This is a genomic window from Streptomyces saintjeani (genome assembly GCF_055409605.1).
In genome coordinates this window covers 9,283,999-9,305,538 of the sequence record NZ_CP189624.1, presented here as the reverse complement: position 1 = coordinate 9,305,538, position 21,540 = coordinate 9,283,999, and the positions used below count along the sequence as shown (strand labels likewise).

The window sequence follows — 21,540 nt, the reverse complement described above, 5'->3', positions numbered from 1 at the left end:
GATCGCCATGACCGTCCTGGTCGCCTACGGCACCACCAACGGATCGACGGCACGCCTCGCCGAGGCGGTCGCCGCCGCCCTGCGCGAACGGGGTCTGACCGCCGAGGCCCGCCCGGCCTCTTCCGTCAGCGGCGTGGCCGGGTACGAGGCCGTCGTGGTCGGCGGCGCGCTGTACGCGGGCCGCTGGCAGCGCGACGCCCGTCGCTTCGTCCGCCGGCACCGCCGGGCGCTGGCCGGGCGGCCCCTGTGGCTGTTCAGCAGCGGGCCGCTCGACGCGTCGGCCTCGGAGCGGGACATCCCGCCCGTGCGCGGTGTCCAGCGGGCGATGACCTCGCTGGACGCGCGCGGGCACGTCACCTTCGGGGGCTGCCTGGAGGAGGGTGCGCGGGGCTGGGTCGCCGGGCGGATCGTCTCGGCCGGGAAGGGCGGGGACTTCCGGGACTTCGGCGCGGTCGAGGAGTGGGCGGGGCGGATCGCCGGGGAACTGGCGAAGAGCTGAGCCCTCAGCCCTCGTACGCCGGCACGACCGCGACCGGGCGGCCCGACTCCCGCAGCAGGGTCCGTACGACGCTGCCGGGCGGGCCGCCGACCACGTACAGGGCGGCACGCGCGCGGTGGTGCAGGAGCGCCTCGGCCGGGGAGAGGAGGAGGACGTCCTCCAGGACGGGGACCTCGGGGTGTTTCGCCCGCCAGGGCCGCAGCGCGTCGGCCAGCACCTGCACCTCGTGGTCCTCCCACTCGGCCCGGTCCTCCTCGGGCACGGCGAAGGGCAGCGCCGCGGCCTCGGGAGGCAGCGCCCAGGCGTGTACGGCGCGCAGGCGGGCGCCCCGCAGCCGGGCGCTGTCGAAGGCGAAGGCGAGGGCGGGGCCCGAGGGTTCGCGGGCGTCGATGCCGAGGACGACGTCGGTACGGTGCCGGGTGGCGACGTACCCGTCGGGGACCAGGACGACGGGGCCGGGGACGGTGTCGAGGAGCGTCACGGCACGGGTCTCCCCGACGGTCACGACGGCGGCGCGTGTCGCGGGGGCGTCCGGCGTACGAAGGGGTAACTCGCGGAGCGCGGCCTCCCGTTCGGCCCAGTCGGCGGCGGCCCGGCCGGTCTCGGAGGTGTCGGTGCGGGCGTGGACGACGACGGGTTCCATGACTGTCCGCCTTCCGGTACGCGGGGTCGGTGGGCGTGTCCCAGAGTGCCGGGGCGCGGGCACGGGCGCAGGGGGCCGAACGTCCCGCGCGGGGAGACTTCCGGACCGTTCCCGCGGCGCGGGTGCCGCCCCGCCGACGCGATACGGGCCGCAGGACGTCTCCCCGCGTCCCACGGCCCGTTCCTCCGTGCCCCCGTCATCCCGTCCGGTGCCCCCACAGCGGACCGACCACGTCCCATTCCCGCCCCCAGCCCTCGATCCGGCGCCGGTCGAGGCGCCAGCGGACGATGCGGCCCGCCCCGTACAGGGCTCCGGCGAGGCCGCAGGCGGCACCAGCTCCGAGGGTTGCCGACTCGACGGCCGCCTCCAGCGCGTTCGGCGGCTCGGTCTTGAGGCGGCCCTGTGCGTCCTGCCAGACCACGACGGTGGCCCCGGCCCGGTGTCCGGCGTCGACCAGGGTCCGGCCGGTGCGCTCGGAACCGTCCGGGGCGCTCCAGCGGACCGCCGCGGAGCGTCGGTCACTCCCGGTCCCGCCCACGCCCGCGCTCCTGGGCACGTCGACGAGGAGGACCGCCCGCGCGGGGTGCCGCTGCTCCCGCTGCCGGGCGAACATCTCGTCGGCGGCGTGGGCCGTCACCGCGCCCACAACGGTGCCGGCCACCACGATCAGCAGCCAGACGGCCAGGACGAGCCATGCCTCGGTGATGTCGTCGGGGCGTCGCAGCGGGTTGCTCCGCCACCGCCACAGCCGTTTCCTCACGCGCCGGGTTCCAGGCATCGATCCGCACCTCCTCGTGATGCTTAGAAGGTGGCAGTCCGCAGCGGGCTCGCGCAGGGGCCGGGCAGGCGCCGTCGTGGGACGACTCGGCCCGGAATGGAGGGCCGTTCGGCCCTCACCCGGCGATGCTCCGGGACGGTTCCGGGCACAGGTCGAACGCGCCGCTCAAGCCCGCGTGCCGCAGCAGCCGCGTGAAGCCGGGGCCGGGGCCGGTCAGGCGCAGCCTTCCGCCGGCCGCGTGGACGCGGTTGCGGGCCCGGCACAGGAGGCCGAGTCCGCAGCCGTCGAGGAAGGTCACGGGGCGCAGGTCCAGCACCACGTCCGGCCGCGGACCGGTGGTGAGGTCGTCCAGGGCGGGCCCGAGGGCTATGACCGCCAGCAGGTCGAGTTCACCGCGGAGGGTGACGACGGTCGTGCCGTCGTCGGTCCGGGTCGTGCGCAACGTCGCGGACCCGGTGTGCATGTCATCCATGGGAGAAGCCAAGCCGAGCGGGTACACCCGCAGGAAGGGCCGTTCGAACCCTGCGGACTGTGTTCGACGGGGCCCGAACGGCCCAAGCGACGCCCGTCCCGCGTCCGGCGTCGGCAGGGGTTCGGACCGGCTCCGGACCGGCCGGGACGCTCGAACGTCCGCTGACGCCGTGGGGTCAGCCGGTCGCCGCCTGCCAGTGGTGTTCGTGTGCGGGGTCGATGCCGCTGAGCCAGACCAGTGCACCGCCGACGAGCCCCGGCTTGTCCCGGGTGGCGAGGGCCGGGGCTTCGAGCATGTCGGCGGTCTCCTCCAAGTAGGTGACCAGGGTGTCGAGTTCTTCGCCGGGGGGTTCGTTGTAGCGGGACCAGTGGCCCAGGTATCCGGTCGCGGCGTCCAGGTACAGGCCCGACGTGGTGTCGGCCGGGCCGAAGGCGACCACCGGGATGCGGGTGGGCGCCCATGTGGTGATCCGCTCCTCCTCGGAGAGACCGGCGTTGTGAACGTCGTGCTCGGCCTGGAGGTGAGTCTTCAGCCGGTGGACAGCGGCCACGGCGTCCACCGGCATCAGCGCGTTGTTGCCGGGCAGGCAGCCCCCGTCGTCCCCTGCCGTGAGCGTCCACAGCACCCGCAGCTCGACGGGCAGCCGGATGCCCAACTCCCCTTCCAGCGCGGCGAGGACACCGAGGTCGGCTCCGGGGCGCAGCGCGGCGTAGGAGTCGGGGGCATGGCGCTGGAGCCAGCCGGTGATGCGCCGCCAGGCGTCGGCGACCTGCCGTGCGGTGGTCGCCTCGGTGACCAGGTCGGTGCGCGGTTCCGGCTCCTCCCGCTCGGCAACGGGCTCGGCGGGTTCCACGGGCCGGGCCGGGGTCAGGAACCGGATCTGTATCCGGTCGGGTTCGCGGATGTAGCCGATGGACAGGGCCGGGCAGTCCTCGATCACGTCGTCCTCGATCCGCACGCTGAGGATTCCGGGCAGGCCGGAGGGCTCCCCCAGGTCGGGATCGTCCATCAGCTGCCCCGCCAAAGCCTTCAGCGCGTACGGGACCCCGCCGCCGAGTCGCGCGGCGATGTCGTGCACGTCCTGGGGGATCTCGATGTCCACAGCATCGCCCTCCTTGCCGGTTGATTGCCGAACACACCCTAGAACGCGGGGAATTGACCGCACCGGCAGGGCAGCCGTACGACCCTCGGCTCCGCCCCGGCGCCCCCCGCGCGCAACCCGTCCATGACGATGTCCGGCAGCCGCGTGACCTGGCTGCGCCAGTCGCCGCTGATGTCGATCTGCCGGATCCCGGCGATGGCGCGCGGGAAGTCACCGGCACTCACGCCGGGGCGGATCGTGTCGGCCTCGTGGCTGGCCGCGAGCAGGAACTCGATCGAGCCGGGCCGGCAGGCCCCCAGCCGCTAGTGGGCCACGAGCCGTACCCCCGTCACCAGCGCCGGGAGAATCCGCACCGCGTGTTCCATGGTCCGGTCCACCCAGGGGCGCAACAGCGCGTCGTAGAGGGCGAGTTCGACCGGGTCGGTGACCAGGTTGGCGTAGCCGGTGACGACGACGCTCCAGCCGAGGTGGGTGTGGGGGTCGATGTCGTCGGCCTCGTAGGCGACGACGACGCCGGTGCCGTCGGCGTGGTCGGTGTGCAGGGTGAGGGCGGCGTGTTCGTGGGTGCGGATGACGAGGGCGCCGTCGACGAGGACGTGGTTGACCGGGCGGACGGTCGGCAGGGCCTGCCGGGTGAAGACGACGCGTCCGAGGGAGACGCTGGCCAGCAGCCGCAGCGCCTCGGAGCTGGCGAGTTCGACACTTCTGCGCGCAGGGGCCAAGGGGGGACTGGTGTCGTCGGTCATGTCGATTTTCCGTGAGGGAGGCGGGGCCCGGTCGTAGAGGTGGGGCGGCACCACGGAGGCAGGTGCCGCTCCTGTCCCTACTGTCCCGCTCCGGGGGTTTCGGCGCTGGTGCCATTGGTCCCGGTTCCGAGGCCGGTCGGCCCTCCCTGTCCCGCCGTGCGCCACGGAGGTGGTGTGTGCGTGCGGTGGTGCGCGGCCTGTCCGGCCCGGACGAGGACCCGGTCCTCCAGCCGGTCGGCGAGTTCCCGCACGGTGCTCTCCTCGGCGTGGACGACGACGACCGTGTCGTGCACCAGGAGCCGGGCCGTGGCGGACCAGGGCCGCCTGACGTGCTGGGCCGCCGCCCTGACCACGGTCAGCGCGCCTTCGGCGGGCAGGCCGAGGCGTCCGCAGGCCGCGTCGAGCTTCGCGAGGAGCCGGGCCACCGCCTCCTCGTCCACTTCGCCCTGGGCCCTTACCCGTACGGCCTCGTGTGCCGTCATGCGCCTCACGTCCTTCCGCTCGTCTGCGGGTCCAGCCTCGTGCGGCGGGCGTCCGCGGGGCAGGTGCTCGTCGGTCCCGCTCCAGGGGCCGAACGGCACTGGCGGAGGACTTGGCCCGTTCCCGGTGTCCTCCCCGGGCACCGGCCGATACCTTGGCCTGACCGGATGGGCCGGACGCCGAATCGTCGAGGAGTGCTGGTGGGAAGTCCTGAGGATGCCCGGGTACGGCTGCCTCAACTACGGCTGGACGAACTGCTGGACGAGCTACAGGTGCGGCTGGACGCGGCGAGGGGGACCCGGGACCGGGTGCACAGCCTGCTGGAGGCGGTGCTGTCGGTCGGCCGGGAGCTGGATCTGGAGCAGGCGCTGCACAGCATCGTGGAGGCGGCGGCGGTCCTGGTGGACGCCGAGTACGCGGCGCTCGGCGTGATCGGTCCCGACGGGAAGCGGCTGTCGGCGTTCCACACCGTGGGGATCAGCGCGGAGCAGATCGCGGAGATCGGCCCGTACCCGGAGGGCCACGGCATCCTGGGCGAGCTGATCCACCACCCGGAGCCGCTGCGGCTGGCGAAGATCTCCGAGCACCCGGCGTCGTACGGCTTCCCGCCGCACCACCCGCCGATGAACACGTTCCTCGGCGTCCCGATCCGGGTGCGCGACCAGGTGTTCGGCAACCTGTACTTCACGGAGAAGCGCGGCGGCGTCCTGTTCGACGAGGAGGACGTGTCGGTGACGTCGACGCTCGCGGTCGCGGCGGGCGTGGCGATCGACAACGCGCGCCTGTACGCGGAGTCGCGGCTGCGGGAGCGGTGGCTGGGGGCGAACACGGAGATCACGCACCGGCTGATGTCCGGCGACCGGCAGGCCGAGGTGCTCGGGCTGATCGCCGAGCGCGCGAGGGACATCACGGGCGCGGCGCTGGCCGTCGTCGCGATGCCGATGGAGGACACCGGGTCGTTCACGGTGGAGCTGGCGATCGGTCAGGAGGCGGACGCCCTGCGCGGTCTGGTGCTGTCCGCCGAGGGGGGTCTGGTCGGTACGGCGTTCACTCGTGGGAGTGCTGTCACGAGTGACGAGCGGCTGTCGCTCGTACCGTCCCTCGGCCCGTCCGTGGCGGTGCCGGTCGGTACCGGGGACGACGGGGTGCGCGGGGTGCTGCTGCTGGTGCGGGAGGCGGGGCGGGTGCCGTTCTCCGGCAAGGAGATCGAGCCGCTCCAGGTGTTCGCCGCGCAGGCGGCCATCGCGATGGAGCTGGCGGAGCGGCGCCGGGACGCGGAGGAGATCGCGGTGCTCAAGGACCGCGACCGCATCGCCCGCGACCTGCACGACCTGGCGATCCAGCGGCTGTTCGCGACGGGGATGACGCTGCAGAGCGCGGGCCGGTTCATCGAGCACTCGGAGGCGTCCGAGCGGGTGCTGCGCGCGGTGGACGACCTCGACGAGACCATCAAGATCATCCGGTCGACGATCTTCGGGCTGCGGGCCCGGGAGGGTGCCTCCGGTGCCGGGCTGCGGGCCCGCGCGATCCGCGTCGTCGGCGAGGCGGCCCCCGCCCTCGGCTTCGCGCCGAGCTTCCGCATGGAGGGCCTGATCGACACGGACGTCCCCAAGGAGGTCGCCGACCACGCCGTGGCCGTCCTCTCCGAGGCCCTCACCAACATCACCCGCCACGCCCGCGCCGGCCACGCCGAGGTCGTCCTCACCACGGACGGCCACGACCTGACCCTGACCGTCCACGACGACGGCATCGGCATCCCTTCCGGGGGCCGTCGCAGCGGGCTGCTCAACATGGAGGAGCGGGCACGGGAGTTGGGGGGCCGGCTGGAGTGGGACTGTCCCGACGGGGGCGGTACGACGGTGGTGTGGCGGGTGCCGGTGACGGCCCCGTAGCGGGCGGGGCCGACCGGCCCCCGGTCGGGGACGGTCGGCTCACGGCGCCGCCGACTCTCGCGCGTCACCCTGGAGTTGAAGGACACAGAGAGGAGGAAGCGCATGAGCGGCATGATCGAACGGTTCCCCGGCTGGCCGGTACTGCCCGACCTGTTCGGCTGGGTCGAGTCCGGGCTGCCCGGACTGCACGGCGTCGCGGGCCTGCACGGCATCCGCGTCGAGGAGCATCTGACGGACGGCGCGTACGTGCTGCGCGCCGAGCTGCCGGGCGTCGACCCCGGCAAGGACGTCGAGATCACCGTCTCCGAGGGGGTGCTGACCCTGCGGGCCGAGCGCACCGAGGAGACCGCCGAGGGGCACCGTACGGAGTTCCGCTACGGCACGTTCGCCCGCAGCGTCCGGCTGCCCCTCGGGGCCAAGGGCGACGAGGCGACCGCGGCGTACAAGAACGGCGTCCTGACCATCACGGTCCCGCTCCCGGAGGAGAAGACAGGCACGCGGACCATCCCGGTGAACAGCGGCTGACCCCAGGGGATGCCTCACCACCGCACATGCGCGCGGCCGGTTCGCACCGGCCGCGCGTTTCTGTCCCGGGGATCAGGGAGCCGTCCGTACCAGGCGGCAGCGGACGGCGACGACGCCCTCGACCGCTCGGGCCAGGCGTTCGGCCGTGTCCGCCGCGGAGCTGCCGTCGACGCTGCCGGTCAGGGTGACGACGCCGTCGGTGACCTCGACCGCGATCCGGGCGCCCGGGACCGGGGCGAGCGAGTGCCGTACCTCGTCGGCGAGTTCGGTGTCCTCGCGCAGGAACACCTTCAGCAGGTCGGCGCGGCTGACGACGCCTTCGAGGTAGCCCTCGGCGTCGATGACGTACAGGCGCTTGACCCTGCGGCGGGCCATGATGCGGGCGGCCTCGGGGAGGGTGGCGTCGGCGTGCACGCTCACGGCGGGCGCGCTCATCGACTGCCCGGCGGTCAGGGCGCCCGCCTTCGCGAGGTCGGCGAGGCGCTCACGCTGGACGGCGCGGTCGGGGTCGCCCTCCCGGAACTCCTCCTTGGGCAGCAGGTCGGCCTCGGAGACGACGCCGATCACCCTCCCGTCGCCCTCCAGGACGGGGACGGCTGCGACCTGCCACCGCTCCATCAGCGTGACGACGTCCTTGAAGGGTGTCTCCCGGCCGACGGCGACGACCTGGTGGGTCATCACGTCGCGAACGGTGTGCGGGCCGGCGTCCATGGGGTCCTCCCGAGTCCTGTTCTGTTGCGTCCAGCGTGGGAGCGGGTGCCCCGCGCGGGCCACGGGCCGCTCGGTCCCGGCGACGGGCCGTGCGGCCCTGTCCGGCGGGGCCGGTGCGCGGGCCGTTCGCCCCATGTGCCGGGCGTGGTACGGGAGTTGACTGAAGGTGAAGGGGATCGGCCCCGCCGAGGGAGGGTGAGGACAGTGGGCACGAGTCTCACACCGGAGTTCTGGGAGCGCTTCGCGGTCCTGCTGGCCGTGGCGATCGTGGTGACGGTCGTGCTGAGCGCGGCACTGGACGCGCTCGTCGTCCGCCTGCGCCACCGGCGCACGCACGGCCGGCCCACGCCGCAGCCTCGGCTCCCCCGCACACCCGCGCACTGCTGACGCACCGGTTCGGGTGCCCTCCCCGTCGCGACGGGGAGGGCACCCGAACCGTCGTACGTGCCCGTCACGGCCGGGCCGGCACCGTGATCACCGGCACCCGCGCGTGCCTGACGCACTCCCGCACGACCGGGCCGCGCGCGGAGCGCCCCACGGCGAGCAGCGCGGCGTCCCGGGCCCGTTCCAGGAGGACCTGTACGGGTGTCCCCTCGGCCAGGACGGGCTGTACGGCGACGTCGACGCGCCCGCCGAGCGTCTTGAGGAGGCTGTCCTCAAGGATGCGCGCGGCCTCGGCCCGCTGCTGCGCGGCCGTCGGGCAGGCGGCCACGGAGGCGTAGGGCGCGAGACGGCGGCCGAGGGGTTCCCAGGCATGGACGGCGACCACCCTCGCGTTCAGCAGACGGGCCTGCCCGGCCGCCCACCGCAGGGCGGCCAAGGACTCCTCCGAACCGTCGACGCCCACCACGATGTCGGTCATCTCCGCTCCTTTCCCCGGTGCCGTGCTCCGCGTCGGTCAGAGCCTGCGCAGCCAGTCGTCGGCCACGCCGTGCAGGGCCTGCTCAGCGGGCCGCAGCCGGGTGTCGTCGATGCGGTAGGTGAGGTGGTCGACGACGTCCACGACGCCGTCGAGCCGACGGGTCATGCCGACCGCGATGGCGATCTCGCTGCGCCGCTCCAGCTGTCCCGTGAGGGAGACGACGCCCTCGCGCACCGAGACGTCGATGGTCTGCGGGACCAGCCAGAGGGTGTCGACGAGAACTTCCTGCCGTACGGCGCGCAGGATCTCCGCGTCCGGGCGCAGGAAGACGTGGAGCAGGTCGTGGCGGGTGACGATGCCGGCGAGCCGGTTGTCGTCGTCCACCACCGGCAGCCGCTCGACGCGGCGCGCGGCCATCAGACGGGCCGCCTCGGTGGCGGTGGCGTCGGCGCGGACGGTGACGGCCGGCGCCGTCATGATGCCGCCGGCGGTGCGCGCCCGGCTCTTCGCCGCCGCGCGCCGGGCGCGGGAGCCGAGGCGGTGCCGTACCCCGGGGCGCTCCGCCTGGTGCGGGACGAGGTCGGTCGCGGAGATCACGCCGATGACCGTGCCGTCCTCGTCGACCACCGGGAGGCCACCGACGCGGTGCTCGTCGAGCAGCCGCACCACCTCCTTGAACGGGGTGCCGTACCGGGCGGTGACGACCTCATGGGTCATGAGGGCGCCGACCTTGATGGGCTGCATGTCCATGCCTCCTCTCGCGGAGCCCTCCTCACCGGGCCCCGGCTCCAGGTTCCGGCGCGGCGCGCACGGGTCACAGAGGCTGGGCGGGTACGGGTGAGGGCCGGACGGTCCCTGTCGCGGCCCCGGTGGGCCCCTGCTCACGTGCGCCCGGCCGTACAAGGCTGGGGCGTGGAGAGGGAGGTGCCGTGATGGAACACGCCGTGGTGGTCGGAGTCGACGACTCCGAGGAGAGCATGGCCGCGGCCCTGTGGGCGGCCCGTGAGGCGCTGCGGCGCGGCCGGCCGCTGCGGCTGGTGCACGCCTGGGACCGGTTCGCCCGTCAGCACGACACCGTGCTCTCGGGCGCCGCCCAGCGACACCTCGCCCGCCACGCGCTGCGCCGGGCCCAGGAGCGGATCCGGGCCGTGTGCCCCGGGCTGCCGCTGTGCGAGGAGTTGTCGGCGGGTCCGGCGACGGCCGCCCTGGTGCGGGAGGCCGAGCGGGCCCGGCCGCTGGTGCTGGGGTCGCGCGGGTGGAGCGGGTTCGCCGGGTTCCTGGTGGGGTCGGTCGCGCTCGGGGTGGTGGCGAAGGCGACGGGTCCGGTGGTCCTGGTGCGCGCGAACGCGGACGCGGCCGACGAGCACGTCCCGGAGGCCGACGGCAGCGCTTGCGAGTACACCGGCTACCGGGACGTCGTGCTCGCCGTGGATGTCGCCGATGCCTGCGACGAGGTCGTCGAGTTCGCCTTCGAGGCGGCCCGGCTGCGGCGGGCGCGGCTGCGCGCGGTGTACGCCTGGCACTCCTCCGGCGCGCTCGGCCTGGGCCCGGGCGACGTCGCGCTCCTGGACCGCCCGGCCCAGGCGCAGGAGTGGCTCGGCTTCCTGCGAACCGTACTCGCCCCCTGGCGCGACAAGTACCCCGACGTGACGGTCCTGGAGACGGTCGTCGAGGACAAGCCCACCACGGCCCTCCCGCGCGCGGCAGCCGACGCCAGCCTCCTCGTCGTCGGCCACCGGCTCCCCCACCGCACGGGTCCCGTCGCCCATGCCGTGATCCAGCACGCGGGGTGCGCGGTGGCGGTGGTACCGCACCGGTGAGACACGCACCTCGGGTGACGCGTGCGAGAGGGCGGTCGCCCAGGACGAGCTGGACGACGCGCTGCGCATCGCGCGGGTGCACGGGGTGGATGCGGAACAAGGAGAAGGAAGAGGGACAGGGACAGGGGCGGTACGAGAGCCGTCCAGGCGCCAGGGGGCAGCGTGCTCGTCGAACCAGGTCAGGATCCACCGGCCGTGGAGCAGCCGCAGGCACAGTTCGCCGAAGGTGCCGTCATGGGGGGGGACGCGGCGGCGCGCAAGACGGACGCCGCGTTCCGCGCGGCGTCGGAGAAGTGCGCGGACGTCAAGCCCCCGGTCCCGGAGAGCGTGCTGGAGAAGCTCCGGCCGGACCTGTCCGACCGGCAGAAGGAGACCCAGCGCCGCTGCTCCGCCCGTATGCAGGGCAAGGGCGCCCCGGGCTTCCCCGACCCGGGCCCTGACGGCTACCTGCCGGAGGACGCCCGGTGGAACCAGGCGTCGGCCGGAGCGAGGCGGGCGATACGCGTCTGTGCGCCGATCATCGGGGACCCGGCCGACCAGCCGGCGACGTCACGGCCCCCGGCCCGCTCTCCCTGACCGAGCGTCACTCCGATGGTCAGCAACCGCTTGTCGCCTCTCTGCGCCCGCGAGGGAACAAAGCCGTCTTGTGGGGGGCGACTGGGCCTTCGGATACTGGCAGCCGCCCGTCATGAAGCACACCGATCGCGCGTCGGTGTCGGTTCCGGAGGAGACGCTGTGCCGCTTCCCGATCAGCCGGCTGACGGAAGACTCGTGCACCGACCGCGCCCGGAGGGCAACGGTGTCAGCAGGGCCGACAGCGCCGTCAGCGCGGACGTCTACTGCGAGTTGAGCGGTGCGCGCTACACCATCCCTCTCAGCGGGCGTGCGGTCGGCTGGATCAGCGACATGGGGAAACTCTTCAAGACGTACCTGGAAGCGTCCGCGGAGGCGGTGGAGGAACTCGCGCCGCTCTGCGAAGCGATCGAGGTCTATATCGACGCCGAGGTCGAGTCGATCAGTACCGTTTCGGCGAACGTGCCGGACGGCAGGGTCAAGCTGGTGGGCTATTTACCTCTCCCGCTCGTGGACCCGTTACCGGACGAGGGCTATGTCCCCCCGGGATCATGGAACCCGCCGACCCCCGTGAACGGTCTGCGATGGTGGACCGTGAATTCCATCAACCTCTACAACGGCCGGTGGACCTTCACCGCGACCAATTCGAATCCCGACTCCTCGACGCGTTCGGTCTACTTCTCCACGGAGTGCGACGGGAACTCCCTGCACATCACCCCCGGGATTTCAGGGACACGTGCGGATGGACCGCCCTGCGGGGACACAAGCAGTTCGACAGCGGGCTCGACACCTGCGCCTACGTCCCCCGCACCGGGTCCTGGTGGCTGTTCAGCGGCGAGTACTGCGCGAGGACGAACGGCTACGGGGACCAGGACCTGGCAGCCGGCGAAAAGGACAACTGGGCCGGCGGTATCTCCTGTGCCACCGCCATCGACAACCACTATCCGCTGATCGCGGGAGACCGGGTCGCCTTCCTCGACGGCGGAAAGGGCGATTCCGTCTCCCCTTGGCACGCCCCCAGAGGTATCACCGACGCGTGGCCGGCGCTCAAGAGCCCGCACAGCGCCGGCATCATGGACGGAATAGAGCCGAAAGCCGTGTGCTGGGACATCAGCAATGGCGAGGACAAACTGTTCATGGTCTTCCACTCCGCACTCTTCACGAATCGCCCCACCACCCTCGACCCCAGGGGATTTTCCTACAATTTCATGGCGTGCCAGTCCGACACGGCACACTCGCATTACACCTGGAACGCCATGTTCAACTACCGGAACAGCCCTTGGCCGTACCCTTCCTGCGGCTGACCGGGGCCACAGCACCGCCGTTCGGACCACCCCGGGCCGTGCCGCACCGGCCATGGAAATTCCGCAGAAAAGAACCGGATACGAGACATAACGGAAACCGATCTGCGGGCAATGCCTTAAAAGTTTCAAGCAGCCATGTTAGGGTCTTCGGCGTCGGAAGCCCCCCACGGTCTCCGGCGATATCGGCAAAGATTGATCCTCACACTGTCGCGCGCGTACTCCAAGAAGCGGGTTAGAACACCGTTCAGGAAGATGAGTCGACACATGGCCGAAATGACAGACAGGCCGTCATCCCCTGTCGAGGCACTCCCCTCGACGCCGGACAGGGACAAGGTCGCCGACTTCAGAGCCAAGGTGCGGGCCGCAGGGCAGGAGTGGACCGGCGACGGACCGGAGGACCTGGTCGAGCTGCTGTCCCGGGCGGCGGCGGGCGACCCCGGTCTCGCCGCGATCGTGCGGGCCGGAGGCGGTCTGCTGCACGACTTCCTCGACGGATACCGGCAGAAGACCACGGCCGACCTGGCGGATCTCCTCGCCGACGGCCAGGAACTGCCCGCGGACATCGCCGAAGGGCTTCCGCCGAGATTCCTGATCGCCGTGGCGCGGCTCGCGGCCCCCGGCTCCCCGGTGGACGCGCTGCGGGCGGCAGCCGGAGACGACGCGCTGCTGACGCGCCGGGACGGCAACGTCGTCCTCCTCGTTCCGGCGGCGGACCCGGGCAGCGGCGAGCGCGCGGTGGCGAGGCTGGTCCAGTGCCTCGGCGGCAGCGGCTGGCTCGCGACGGCCGAACGGGACAGAGCGTGCCTGGCCGACGGGGTCACCGAGGCGTCCCACGTGCTGAGACTGGTGCTGGCGGGGCTGCGCCCGAGCGGCGCCTACACGGTCTCGGACGTGCTGGTCGAGTACGCGGTCACCCTGAACGAGAAGGTACGCACCGACCTGGCCGCGATGATCAGCCCGCTGCGCGCGCACAAGGTCCTGTGGGACACGCTGACCGCGTTCATCGACTCCGACTACAGCAGGAACAAGGCGGCCCGCAGCCTGTTCGTCCACCGCAGCACGCTGGACTACCGCCTGCGGCGGATCGGCGAGGTCACCGGCTGTGACCCCACCAGCGGCAGAGGCGCGCAGACGCTGACGGCGGCGATGATCGCCGAGGCCCTCCAGGGGTGACCGAGGGTTCATGCGCGTCAGGTCAGAATTCCGCAAAATCTGGAGGGGTTTCCGAGCCGGACGGAAACTGCCGGGATACGGCAGGACGCCGGTGACAAAGGACGAGACCTTTCCCTAGGATCTCATTCCAGTACTTCTCGATCCACATTTGTCCGGTTACCGACCTGGCCGACTGTACGGAATGGGATGGATGCCACGATGGACGACCAGAACACCTTCGACGCGTCCCAGCCAGACGATGGCTTGATTCTTAGCTCGGTCCAGGCAAGGGTCCTGGAGGGCGTCGCGGCCGGCTTATCCAGCGGAAGCCTCTCCCGGGAGTTATACCTCAGCTCGAAGACCATCGACTATCACGTTCGCGTCATGTCCGAAAAGCTACAGGCCCCGAATCGTGTCGCCCTCGTCGCGAGGGCGTTCGTCCTCCGGATCCTGTGCACGGATTCATGGCCCCCGCGTATCGCGGAAGAAACTTCGGATTAACGTAAAGAGGTTTCCCGGGGCCGCTCACGCCTCGACGTCCACGCCCATCTCCTCGGCGATGCGTACGGCCTCGGCCAGCAGGGTCTCCACGATCTGCGACTCGGGGACCGTACGGATCACCTCGCCCTTGACGAAGATCTGCCCCTTGCCGTTGCCGGCGGCGACCCCGAGGTCGGCCTCGCGCGCCTCACCGGGCCCGTTGACCACGCAGCCCATGACCGCCACCCGCAACGGCACCGGGAACCCTTCGAGCGCCGCCGTGACCCGCTCGGCGAGCGTGTGCACATCCACCTGGGCCCGCCCGCAGGACGGACACGACACGATGTCCAGCCCCCTGGGCCGCAGCCCCAGCGACTCCAGGATCTGCGTGCCGACCTTGACCTCCTCCACGGGAGGCGCGGACAGCGAGACGCGGATGGTGTCGCCGATACCCTCCGCGAGCAGCGCCCCGAACGCGACCGCCGACTTGATCGTGCCCTGGAACCGGGGCCCCGCCTCGGTCACCCCGAGGTGCAGCGGATAGTCGCACTGCGCGGCCAACTGCCGGTACGCCTCGATCATCACCACCGGGTCGTGGTGCTTCACGGAGATCTTGAGGTCGCCGTACCCGTGCTCCTCGAACAGCGAGCACTCCCACAGCGCCGACTCCACCAGCGCCTCCGGCGTGACCCCGCCGTGCTTGCGCAGCAGCCGCTGGTCCAGCGACCCGGCGTTCACGCCGATCCGGATCGGCACCCCCGCGTCCTGCGCGGCCCGGGCGATCGCGCCGACCTGGTCGTCGAACTGCCGGATGTTGCCAGGGTTGACGCGGACGGCCGCGCAGCCGGCGTCGATCGCGGCGAACACGTACTTGGGCTGGAAGTGGATGTCGGCGATCACCGGGATACCCGACTTGCGGGCGATCGCCGGGAGCGCGGCGGCGTCGTCCGCCGACGGGACGGCGACCCGGACGATCTCGCAGCCGGCGGCGGTGAGTTCGGCGATCTGCTGGAGGGTGGCGTCGACGTCGGTGGTGGGCGTGGTGGTCATCGACTGCACGGACACCCGCGCGTCGCCGCCGACCGGGACGGAACCCACCGTGATCCGGCGGGAGGTACGGCGTTCGGCCACCGCGAGGTTGCGCGGTGAGGGCATGCCCAGATCGACGGTCGTCATAGTTCCTCCCCTGAGCGGACCGGCCGGATGCCGGGGTCGCCGATGTCTTCGAGGCCGGCCAGGAGTTCCACCACGCCCCGGGTGATGTCCTGGGCGGTGAGCCCGCAGGCGGCGAGCACCTCGGCCCGTGAGCCGTGGCTGAGGAACCGCCTCGGGATGCCGAACTCGCGCAGCGGGGTGCGGACGTCGGCGTCCCGCAGGGTCTGTGCGACCGCGCAGCCGACGCCGCCCGTGCGGCTGTTGTCCTCGACGGTGATGGCGAGCCGGTGGCGGCGGGCCAGGTCGGCGAGCGCGGGGTTGACCGGGGTGACCCACCTCGGGTCCACCACCGTCACCCCGATCCCCCGGCCCCGTACCGCGTCGGCGACGGTGAGCGCGAGCCCGGCCAGCGCACCCACCGCGATGACCAGCACGTCCAGCGAGCCGGAGCGGCGCAGGACGTCGAGGCCGTTGAAGGTGGCGACGGCGGGGAGGTCCTCCCCGGCGGGGCCCTTGGGGAACCGCAGCAGCGTCGGGCCCTCGTCCCACGCGACCGCCTCGGCCAGGAGTTCCGACAGCCGGGTGCCGTCGCGCGGCGCCGCGATCCGCAGCCCCGGTACGACCTGGAGCACCGACAGGTCCCACATGCCGTTGTGGCTGGGCCCGTCGTCGCCGGTCACCCCGGACCGGTCGAGGACGAACGTGACCGGGCAGCGGTGCAGGGCGACGTCCATGAGGAGCTGGTCGAGCGCGCGGTTGACGAACGTGGAGTAGATCGCCACGACCGGGTGCACGCCGCCCATGGACAGCCCGGCGGCCATGGTGACCGCGTGCTGTTCGGCGATGCCGACGTCGATCACCCGGTGCGGGAACCTGCGGTGCAACGGCAGGAGCCCGGTGGGCTCGGCCATCGCGGCGGTGATCGCCACGAGGTCCTCGCGCCGCTCGGCGAGGTGGACGAGCGTCTCGCCGAACACCGACGTGAACGACGGGGGCGACGCCTTCAGCGCCTGCCCGGTGTGCGGGTCCATGGGCTTGACGGCGTGCCCGAGGTCGAGGTCGTTGGCCTCGGTGTGCCGGTACCCCCGCCCCTTGGCGGTGATCGCGTGGACGACCACCGGCCCGCCCAGCGCGACCGCGTGCCGCAAGGCGTCCTGGAGGGCGGCGATGTCGTGGCCGTCGACGGGGCCGAGGTAGCCGAGCCCGAGTTGTTCGAAGACGCCCGGCCCGCGCCCGGCCCGTAACTCGGCCAGGTGCTCGGCGAGTCCGCCGACGGTCGGCGCGTAGGAGCGCTGGTTGTCGTTGAGCACGATGACCAGCGGCCGTTCGGGCCCGCCCGCGATGTTGTTGAGCGCCTCCCAGGCCATGCCGCCGGTCATCGCGCCGTCGCCGATGACCGCGACGGTCGCCCGGTCGCGCCGTCCGAGGTGGGCGTCCGCCCGGGCCAGCCCGTCCGCGTACGACAGCGCGGTGGAGGCGTGCGAGTTCTCCACCAGGTCGTGCTCGGACTCCTCCCGGCTCGGGTAGCCGGAGACCCCGCCGGCCTTGCGCAGCCGGCCGAACCCGGCCTGGCGGCCCGTCAGGATCTTGTGCACGTAGGACTGGTGCCCGGTGTCCCACAGGAGCCGGTCGCGCGGGGAGTCGAAGACGGTGTGCAGCGCGATGGTCAGCTCGACCACCCCCAGGTTGGGCCCGAGGTGTCCCCCGGTCGCGCAGACCCGGTCGATGAGGAACGCGCGGATCTCCTCGGCGAGTTCACGCAGTTCCCCGGCGGTCAGCTCACGCAGCTTCGCCGGGTCGCGCACGGTTTCCAGCAGCGCCATCTCGGACAGTGCTCCTCACCGGGTGTGGTCGGCGGCGGTGGCCGCGCTCTCGGTCGGTTCGGGAAGGTTCACGGCGCCTCCGCCGCACCGGTCAGCCGGGCCGGCGGCGAGAACACCACGTCCTCGGTCGCCACCCGCTCCACGACCGTGTCCGCGTACCCCAGTCCGGCGAGCCGGTCGAGCAGCTGGTCGACGAGGATCTCCGGCGCGCTCGCCCCCGCACTCACCCCGACCGTGCGCACCCCGGCCAGCCACGCCGCGTCGAAGTGGCCGACGTCCGGCACCAGTTCGGCCCTGGCGCCGAGCCTGCGCGCCACCTCGACCATGCGGATCGAGTTGCTGGAGTTGACCGACCCGACGACCAGCACCAGGTCGCACCGGTCCGCGATGGCCCTGATGCCGTCCTGGCGGTTCTGGCTGGCGTAACAGATGTCGTCGGTGCCCGGCCCCCGCAGATCGCGGAACCTGCTGCGGAGCACGGCGATGATGTCCTTGGTCTCGTCCACGGACAGCGTGGTCTGGGTGAGGTAGGCGACGGGCGCGTCGGCGGGCAGGTCCAGCGCCTGCGCGTCGGCGACCGACTCGACGACGACGGTCCGGTCGGGGGCGTGCCCGTAGGTGCCCTCGACCTCCTCGTGGTCCGCGTGCCCGATCAGCAGCAGTGTCCGGCCGTCCCGCGCGAACCGGCGGGCCTCCTGGTGCACCTTGGCCACCAGGGGGCAGGTCGCGTCGAGGACGTCCAGTTCGCGCGCGGCGGCGTTGTCCCGTACCTGGGGGGAGACGCCGTGCGCGGAGAAGACGCACACCGCGCCCCGGGGCACCTCCTCCTCGGAGTCGACGAACCGGACGCCCCGGCGCTGGAACTCCCGCACCACGTGGTGGTTGTGCACGATCTCCTTGCGGACGTACACGGGTGCGCCGTGCTGTTCCAGCGCGAGGTCGATGATGGCTATCGCACGGCGCACCCCGGCGCAAAAACTCCGCGGCTCGGCCAGCAGGACCTGCTTTCCGCCACTCATTCCCACTCCGTCGTCGGGTGTCGACTGAATGGCCGGAGTCTAATCCAGACCCGCTGCCCTGGCCTTTAGGGTTTTTACTAGACCCGTCGGGCGTCGTTGACAGGGCCGGTCCCGCCCTCCCAGGATGGGGTCCCATAGCTTCCACTTATTTTCGGGGCGAATCACAATTCCGGGTCGGAATTCGAGCTCTGGAGGAATGACTGTGTCAGATCTGGACGAGCTTTCGGGCTCAGCTCAGCAAGTGCTGGAGCCGCAGGACGAGGTGCGGATAGTCGGCCAGTACTACGACGAGAAAACGGCCAAACTCGTCCGTAAATACGGGCCCGGCCCCAGGATTCACTACCACGTGGGCCACTACCCGTCCTCCCGGACGCCCCTGGACGTGCACGAGGCCACGGCCGACGACATTCGCCACAGCATCCGCATTCACCAAGAGGGCCTGCTGCGGTACGCGGCCAAGATCTGGGGCGCCGAACACCGGCTGTCGGGCCGGGTCCTGGACGTCGGCTGCGGTCTCGGCGGGGGCTCGCTCTTCTGGGCGCAGGAATACGGCGCCGACGTCACGTCGGTCACCAACGCGCCGGAACACGCGCCGATCGTCGAGGGGTTCGCGCAGGAGGCCGGGGTCGGCGGCAGGGTTCGCGCGCTGGTCTGCGACGCGATGCACCTCCCCCAGGACGGCGGCCCCTACGACGCGGCCGTGGCCATCGAGAGCAGCGGCTACTTCGACCGTCCGCGGTGGTTCGACCGCCTGTCGAACATCATCCGCCCGGGCGGCAGCGTGTGCGTCGAGGAGGTCTTCATCACCCGTCCCCACGGGGCCGATGTGTGGGCGGAGTACTTCTACACGAAGCCGACGACGGTGCGCGCGTACGCGGAGGCCGCCGAGGCCGCGGGGTTCGAGCTGGTCGACGACGTCGACGCGACGCCGGAGACCGCGCCGTTCTGGGACGAGAGCACCGCCTGGACGAAGGCGGTGCTGGACAGCGACGACAGCCTGTCGTCCGTCGAGCGCCGGCAGATGCGCATCTCCCTGATGGCGAACCAGGCGCTGGGCGCCGAATGGCGCGCGGGCGGCCTGAAGCTGGGCTTCCTGCGCTTCGAACGGAAGTGAACCGACCCTCTCACCGGTGCCCGCACCAGTTCCCCGCCGCGCTCGTCCGAGCGCGGCGGGTTTCCGTCCGCACCCACTTCCCGACGATACGGAGTTCCTCATGACACCCCCCAGCGAGTCCCCCGCCCCCAGCGACGTCCGCACCGTGTACGACGGTTTCGGCCGGATCTACGGCTCCGCGTGGGGCCGCAACATCCACTACGGCTACTGGGAGGACGACGCCGACGACAGCTCCGTCGAGGTCGCCACCGACCGCCTCACCGACCTGATGATCGAGGGCCTCGACGCCCGAGCGGGCCAGCGGGTCCTGGACATCGGCTGCGGTGTCGGCCAGCCCGCGCGGCGGCTCGCCCGCGCCCGTGAGGTGGACGTGGTGGGCATCACCGTCAGCCACATCCAGGTCGCGGAGGCCACGGAGCTGACGGCCGAGGCGGGGCTCTCCGACCGGGTCACGTTCCGGTTCGCGGACGCGATGGACCTGCCCTTCCCCGACGCCTCCTTCGACGCGGCCTGGGCGTTCGAGTCGATGTGGCACATGCCCGACCGGGGCCAGGTGCTCGCCGAGACCGCCCGCGTCCTGCGCCCCGGCGGCCGGCTCGCCATCGCCGACGTCATCCAGCGCGACCCGGTCAGCCCGGAGGGACAGGTCGTCCTGGACCACATCTGCGCGAACTACGCGGTGCACTCCCTGGGCACGATCGAGGAGTACCGGGGGACGCTGGCCGCCGCCGGCTTCGTCGACGTCGAGATCCGTGACGTCACCGACAACGTCATCCGCACCCTCAGCCTCATGGCCGACGCCTTCGGCACGGTCCGCGACAAGCTGGCCGACCTGGTCGGCGGGGAGCAGGCCGACTCGCTGATCCACTTCGTGCGCCGGTTCGGGTCCATCCCGGAGAGCGGCTACGTGTACCTGACGGCGGTCCGCGCCTGACCCGCCGTACAGCGTGCTGACGGCCCGCCAGTCGCAACCGGCGGGCCGTCACCTGTCGTATCAGACCTCTACGGAAGCCAGCGTGTCGTCCACGCCCCCCGCCGACCGTCCGGAGGTCCGTACCCGCAGCTCGCTCAGTGCCCGCAGCGGGAACACCGGCCGGTGGCGCGGCGGCAGTCCTGGTGCCAGGGTCAGTCCGGGCATCGTGGCGGCGACGGCCTCGATCGCGGCCTCCAGTTCCAGGCGGGCGAACCCGGCGCCGAGGCAGAAGTGGATGCCGTGCCCGAACGCGAGGTGCGCGGAGGACTCGCTGCCCGGGCTGAACCCGGCCGGGCACGCGTGGGTACGGGTGTCCCGGCCGGCCGCCCCGTACAGCAGGAGGAGCCGGCTGCCCGCCGCGAGGTGGACGCCGCCGACCGTCACGTCCTGGAGCGCGGTGCGGTACATGCCGGCCAGCGGGCTGTCGAAGCGGAGCCCCTCCTCGACGAGGTCCCGGGTGGCGACCTTCCCGGCGACGACGTCGGCCCAGCCGCCGGGTGAGCGCAGTTGCTGGTGGACGATCGTGCCGAGCGCCTCCGCGCAGGTCATGTGGCCCGCGAAGATCAGCGTGGGGACCTGGACGGAGACCTCCTCGGCGGTGAGCGTGGTGCCCGCCCTGCCGTCGTGGAGGAGTTCGCTGATCAGGTCGTCCTGCGGCGAGGCGAGCCGCTCCCGCACGAGGGAGCGGGCGAACGCCCCGAACTCCATCAGCCCCCGGGCGTACTCGCGCAGCCAGTCGGGGTCGGTGTAGCTCTGGAGCATCATGAGTTCGATCCGCTGCTCGGACCAGACACGGCAGCGCTCCACGTACTCGTCCGGGATGCCGAGGCGCCGGCAGATCACGTCGAGGGCGTACGGGACGGCGTACTCGGTGATGAAGTCGAACTCCGGTGACGCGGCGGTGCGTTCGGCCAGGCCGGTGGCGATCGCGCGGACCGTGGGTTCGAACGCCCTGACCCGGGCCGGGGTGAACCCGATGTTGAGGACGTCCCTGATCCGGGAGTGCTCGGGCGGGTCGAGGGAGCCGACGGCGAGCGCGCCCGCGCCGCGCCAGGTGCGAAGCATCCGGCTCACGTCGTCGGGGAGTTCGACCTTGGAGCGGGGGTTGTGGTCGCGCGCCGTGAAGTTCCGGTCGTCCCGCAGGACGGCGACCATGTCCTCGCGCCGGGTGACGCACCACGCGTCGAGCAGGGGCGCGTAGAACACCGGCTCCATCTCGACGAGGTCGGTCAGAAAGGAATACGGGTCGTCGCGATGCGCGCCGTACGGGTCGAATGGCCTGCCTTCACGTAATTGCCCAGGCTCGACTGACACAGCCATTCCGCCTCTCGTGAATTCGGTCTCGGTGCCGACCGCAGTCTAATCGAGGCAGCGCGTTCCGGACTTTGGGGTTTTTCCTAAAGTCGAGAAGGCCCAC

At 72.1% G+C, this 21,540-nt stretch carries 25 protein-coding genes; 11 read left to right on the top strand and 14 right to left on the bottom strand.

Going from position 1 to position 21,540, the window contains the following annotated elements:
- The first annotated feature begins 1 nt into the window (after position 1).
- On the top strand, positions 2 to 499 hold the full coding sequence (locus tag ACQCO7_RS41755) for a flavodoxin domain-containing protein (RefSeq protein ID WP_464077426.1): 498 nt from the start codon (positions 2 to 4) through the stop codon (positions 497 to 499).
- 4 nt (positions 500 to 503) lie between these two features.
- Here ACQCO7_RS41755 and ACQCO7_RS41750 read toward each other — a convergent pair whose 3' ends face one another.
- The 7 genes from ACQCO7_RS41750 to ACQCO7_RS41720 form a co-directional block, all read right to left on the bottom strand.
- Positions 504 to 1,142 (bottom strand): universal stress protein, encoded by a 639-nt coding sequence (locus tag ACQCO7_RS41750; RefSeq protein WP_464076729.1) that lies wholly within the window; start codon positions 1,140 to 1,142, stop codon positions 504 to 506.
- Between the two features lie 196 nt (positions 1,143 to 1,338).
- Positions 1,339 to 1,920, bottom strand: a complete 582-nt coding sequence (locus ACQCO7_RS41745) for an Rv1733c family protein (RefSeq protein ID WP_464076728.1) — start codon at positions 1,918 to 1,920, stop codon at positions 1,339 to 1,341.
- 115 nt (positions 1,921 to 2,035) lie between these two features.
- A complete protein-coding gene (locus tag ACQCO7_RS41740; RefSeq protein ID WP_464076727.1) occupies positions 2,036 to 2,392 on the bottom strand; it encodes an STAS domain-containing protein in 357 nt (118 codons plus the stop codon).
- A gap of 175 nt (positions 2,393 to 2,567) precedes the next feature.
- Positions 2,568 to 3,494: an SMI1/KNR4 family protein gene (locus ACQCO7_RS41735; protein WP_464076726.1), complete on the bottom strand. Its 927-nt coding sequence runs from the start codon at positions 3,492 to 3,494 to the stop codon at positions 2,568 to 2,570.
- Positions 3,495 to 3,532: 38 nt separating this feature from the next.
- Entirely contained in the window at positions 3,533 to 3,718 is a 186-nt protein-coding gene (locus ACQCO7_RS41730; protein ID WP_464076725.1) for a hypothetical protein, read from the bottom strand.
- A gap of 78 nt (positions 3,719 to 3,796) precedes the next feature.
- A complete protein-coding gene (locus ACQCO7_RS41725) occupies positions 3,797 to 4,240 on the bottom strand; it encodes a pyridoxamine 5'-phosphate oxidase family protein (RefSeq protein WP_464076724.1) in 444 nt (147 codons plus the stop codon).
- A gap of 77 nt (positions 4,241 to 4,317) precedes the next feature.
- Entirely contained in the window at positions 4,318 to 4,722 is a 405-nt protein-coding gene (locus tag ACQCO7_RS41720) for a hypothetical protein (RefSeq protein WP_464076723.1), read from the bottom strand.
- A 198-nt stretch (positions 4,723 to 4,920) separates the two neighbouring features.
- Between ACQCO7_RS41720 and ACQCO7_RS41715 the strand changes: the two genes are divergently transcribed.
- Together ACQCO7_RS41715 and ACQCO7_RS41710 are read left to right on the top strand one after the other, a co-directional pair.
- Positions 4,921 to 6,612: a GAF domain-containing sensor histidine kinase gene (locus ACQCO7_RS41715; RefSeq protein ID WP_464076722.1), complete on the top strand. Its 1,692-nt coding sequence runs from the start codon at positions 4,921 to 4,923 to the stop codon at positions 6,610 to 6,612.
- Positions 6,613 to 6,714: 102 nt separating this feature from the next.
- Positions 6,715 to 7,137 (top strand): Hsp20/alpha crystallin family protein, encoded by a 423-nt coding sequence (locus tag ACQCO7_RS41710; protein WP_464076721.1) that lies wholly within the window; start codon positions 6,715 to 6,717, stop codon positions 7,135 to 7,137.
- Positions 7,138 to 7,209: 72 nt separating this feature from the next.
- On the opposite strand, the gene ACQCO7_RS41705 is transcribed toward ACQCO7_RS41710, so the two are convergent.
- Entirely contained in the window at positions 7,210 to 7,848 is a 639-nt protein-coding gene (locus ACQCO7_RS41705) for a CBS domain-containing protein (RefSeq protein ID WP_464076720.1), read from the bottom strand.
- A gap of 204 nt (positions 7,849 to 8,052) precedes the next feature.
- Here ACQCO7_RS41705 and ACQCO7_RS41700 point away from each other — a divergent pair, with 204 nt between their 5' ends.
- Positions 8,053 to 8,235: a hypothetical protein gene (locus tag ACQCO7_RS41700; protein WP_464076719.1), complete on the top strand. Its 183-nt coding sequence runs from the start codon at positions 8,053 to 8,055 to the stop codon at positions 8,233 to 8,235.
- A 64-nt stretch (positions 8,236 to 8,299) separates the two neighbouring features.
- Here ACQCO7_RS41700 and ACQCO7_RS41695 read toward each other — a convergent pair whose 3' ends face one another.
- Both ACQCO7_RS41695 and ACQCO7_RS41690 read right to left on the bottom strand, forming a co-directional pair.
- Positions 8,300 to 8,710 carry a universal stress protein gene (locus tag ACQCO7_RS41695; protein ID WP_464076718.1) on the bottom strand — a complete coding sequence of 137 codons (411 nt, stop codon included), beginning with the start codon at positions 8,708 to 8,710 and terminating at the stop codon, positions 8,300 to 8,302.
- 36 nt (positions 8,711 to 8,746) lie between these two features.
- Entirely contained in the window at positions 8,747 to 9,454 is a 708-nt protein-coding gene (locus ACQCO7_RS41690; RefSeq protein ID WP_464076717.1) for a CBS domain-containing protein, read from the bottom strand.
- A gap of 188 nt (positions 9,455 to 9,642) precedes the next feature.
- Between ACQCO7_RS41690 and ACQCO7_RS41685 the strand changes: the two genes are divergently transcribed.
- The 5 genes from ACQCO7_RS41685 to ACQCO7_RS41665 all read left to right on the top strand — a co-directional run bounded on the left by ACQCO7_RS41685 (position 9,643) and on the right by ACQCO7_RS41665 (position 14,060).
- Positions 9,643 to 10,530 carry a universal stress protein gene (locus ACQCO7_RS41685; RefSeq protein WP_464076716.1) on the top strand — a complete coding sequence of 296 codons (888 nt, stop codon included), beginning with the start codon at positions 9,643 to 9,645 and terminating at the stop codon, positions 10,528 to 10,530.
- Positions 10,531 to 10,725: 195 nt separating this feature from the next.
- Positions 10,726 to 11,106, top strand: a complete 381-nt coding sequence (locus ACQCO7_RS41680) for a hypothetical protein (RefSeq protein ID WP_464076715.1) — start codon at positions 10,726 to 10,728, stop codon at positions 11,104 to 11,106.
- A 548-nt stretch (positions 11,107 to 11,654) separates the two neighbouring features.
- Positions 11,655 to 12,407 (top strand): hypothetical protein, encoded by a 753-nt coding sequence (locus ACQCO7_RS41675; protein ID WP_464076714.1) that lies wholly within the window; start codon positions 11,655 to 11,657, stop codon positions 12,405 to 12,407.
- 264 nt (positions 12,408 to 12,671) lie between these two features.
- The gene (locus ACQCO7_RS41670; protein WP_464076713.1) at positions 12,672 to 13,580 is read left to right on the top strand and encodes a PucR family transcriptional regulator; all 909 of its coding nucleotides are present in this window, start codon (positions 12,672 to 12,674) and stop codon (positions 13,578 to 13,580) included.
- A gap of 198 nt (positions 13,581 to 13,778) precedes the next feature.
- Positions 13,779 to 14,060, top strand: a complete 282-nt coding sequence (locus ACQCO7_RS41665) for a helix-turn-helix domain-containing protein (protein WP_199832061.1) — start codon at positions 13,779 to 13,781, stop codon at positions 14,058 to 14,060.
- A 24-nt stretch (positions 14,061 to 14,084) separates the two neighbouring features.
- On the opposite strand, the gene ispG is transcribed toward ACQCO7_RS41665, so the two are convergent.
- The 3 genes from ispG to ispH form a co-directional block, all read right to left on the bottom strand.
- A complete protein-coding gene (gene ispG, locus ACQCO7_RS41660; RefSeq protein ID WP_464076712.1) occupies positions 14,085 to 15,215 on the bottom strand; it encodes a flavodoxin-dependent (E)-4-hydroxy-3-methylbut-2-enyl-diphosphate synthase in 1,131 nt (376 codons plus the stop codon).
- A complete protein-coding gene (locus ACQCO7_RS41655) occupies positions 15,212 to 17,017 on the bottom strand; it encodes a 1-deoxy-D-xylulose-5-phosphate synthase (protein WP_464076711.1) in 1,806 nt (601 codons plus the stop codon). Before ACQCO7_RS41655 ends, ispG begins: the two co-directional genes overlap by 4 nt.
- Before the next feature lie 68 nt (positions 17,018 to 17,085).
- Positions 17,086 to 18,036, bottom strand: a complete 951-nt coding sequence (ispH, locus tag ACQCO7_RS41650) for a 4-hydroxy-3-methylbut-2-enyl diphosphate reductase (RefSeq protein WP_464076710.1) — start codon at positions 18,034 to 18,036, stop codon at positions 17,086 to 17,088.
- 202 nt (positions 18,037 to 18,238) lie between these two features.
- Between ispH and ACQCO7_RS41645 the strand changes: the two genes are divergently transcribed.
- Together ACQCO7_RS41645 and ACQCO7_RS41640 are read left to right on the top strand one after the other, a co-directional pair.
- The gene (locus tag ACQCO7_RS41645) at positions 18,239 to 19,150 is read left to right on the top strand and encodes an SAM-dependent methyltransferase (RefSeq protein ID WP_464076709.1); all 912 of its coding nucleotides are present in this window, start codon (positions 18,239 to 18,241) and stop codon (positions 19,148 to 19,150) included.
- Positions 19,151 to 19,250: 100 nt separating this feature from the next.
- Positions 19,251 to 20,084, top strand: a complete 834-nt coding sequence (locus ACQCO7_RS41640; protein WP_464076708.1) for a methyltransferase domain-containing protein — start codon at positions 19,251 to 19,253, stop codon at positions 20,082 to 20,084.
- A gap of 60 nt (positions 20,085 to 20,144) precedes the next feature.
- Here ACQCO7_RS41640 and ACQCO7_RS41635 read toward each other — a convergent pair whose 3' ends face one another.
- Positions 20,145 to 21,329, bottom strand: coding sequence for a cytochrome P450 (locus ACQCO7_RS41635; protein WP_464076707.1), 1,185 nt, complete (start codon positions 21,327 to 21,329; stop codon positions 20,145 to 20,147).
- Positions 21,330 to 21,540 lie beyond the last annotated feature (211 nt).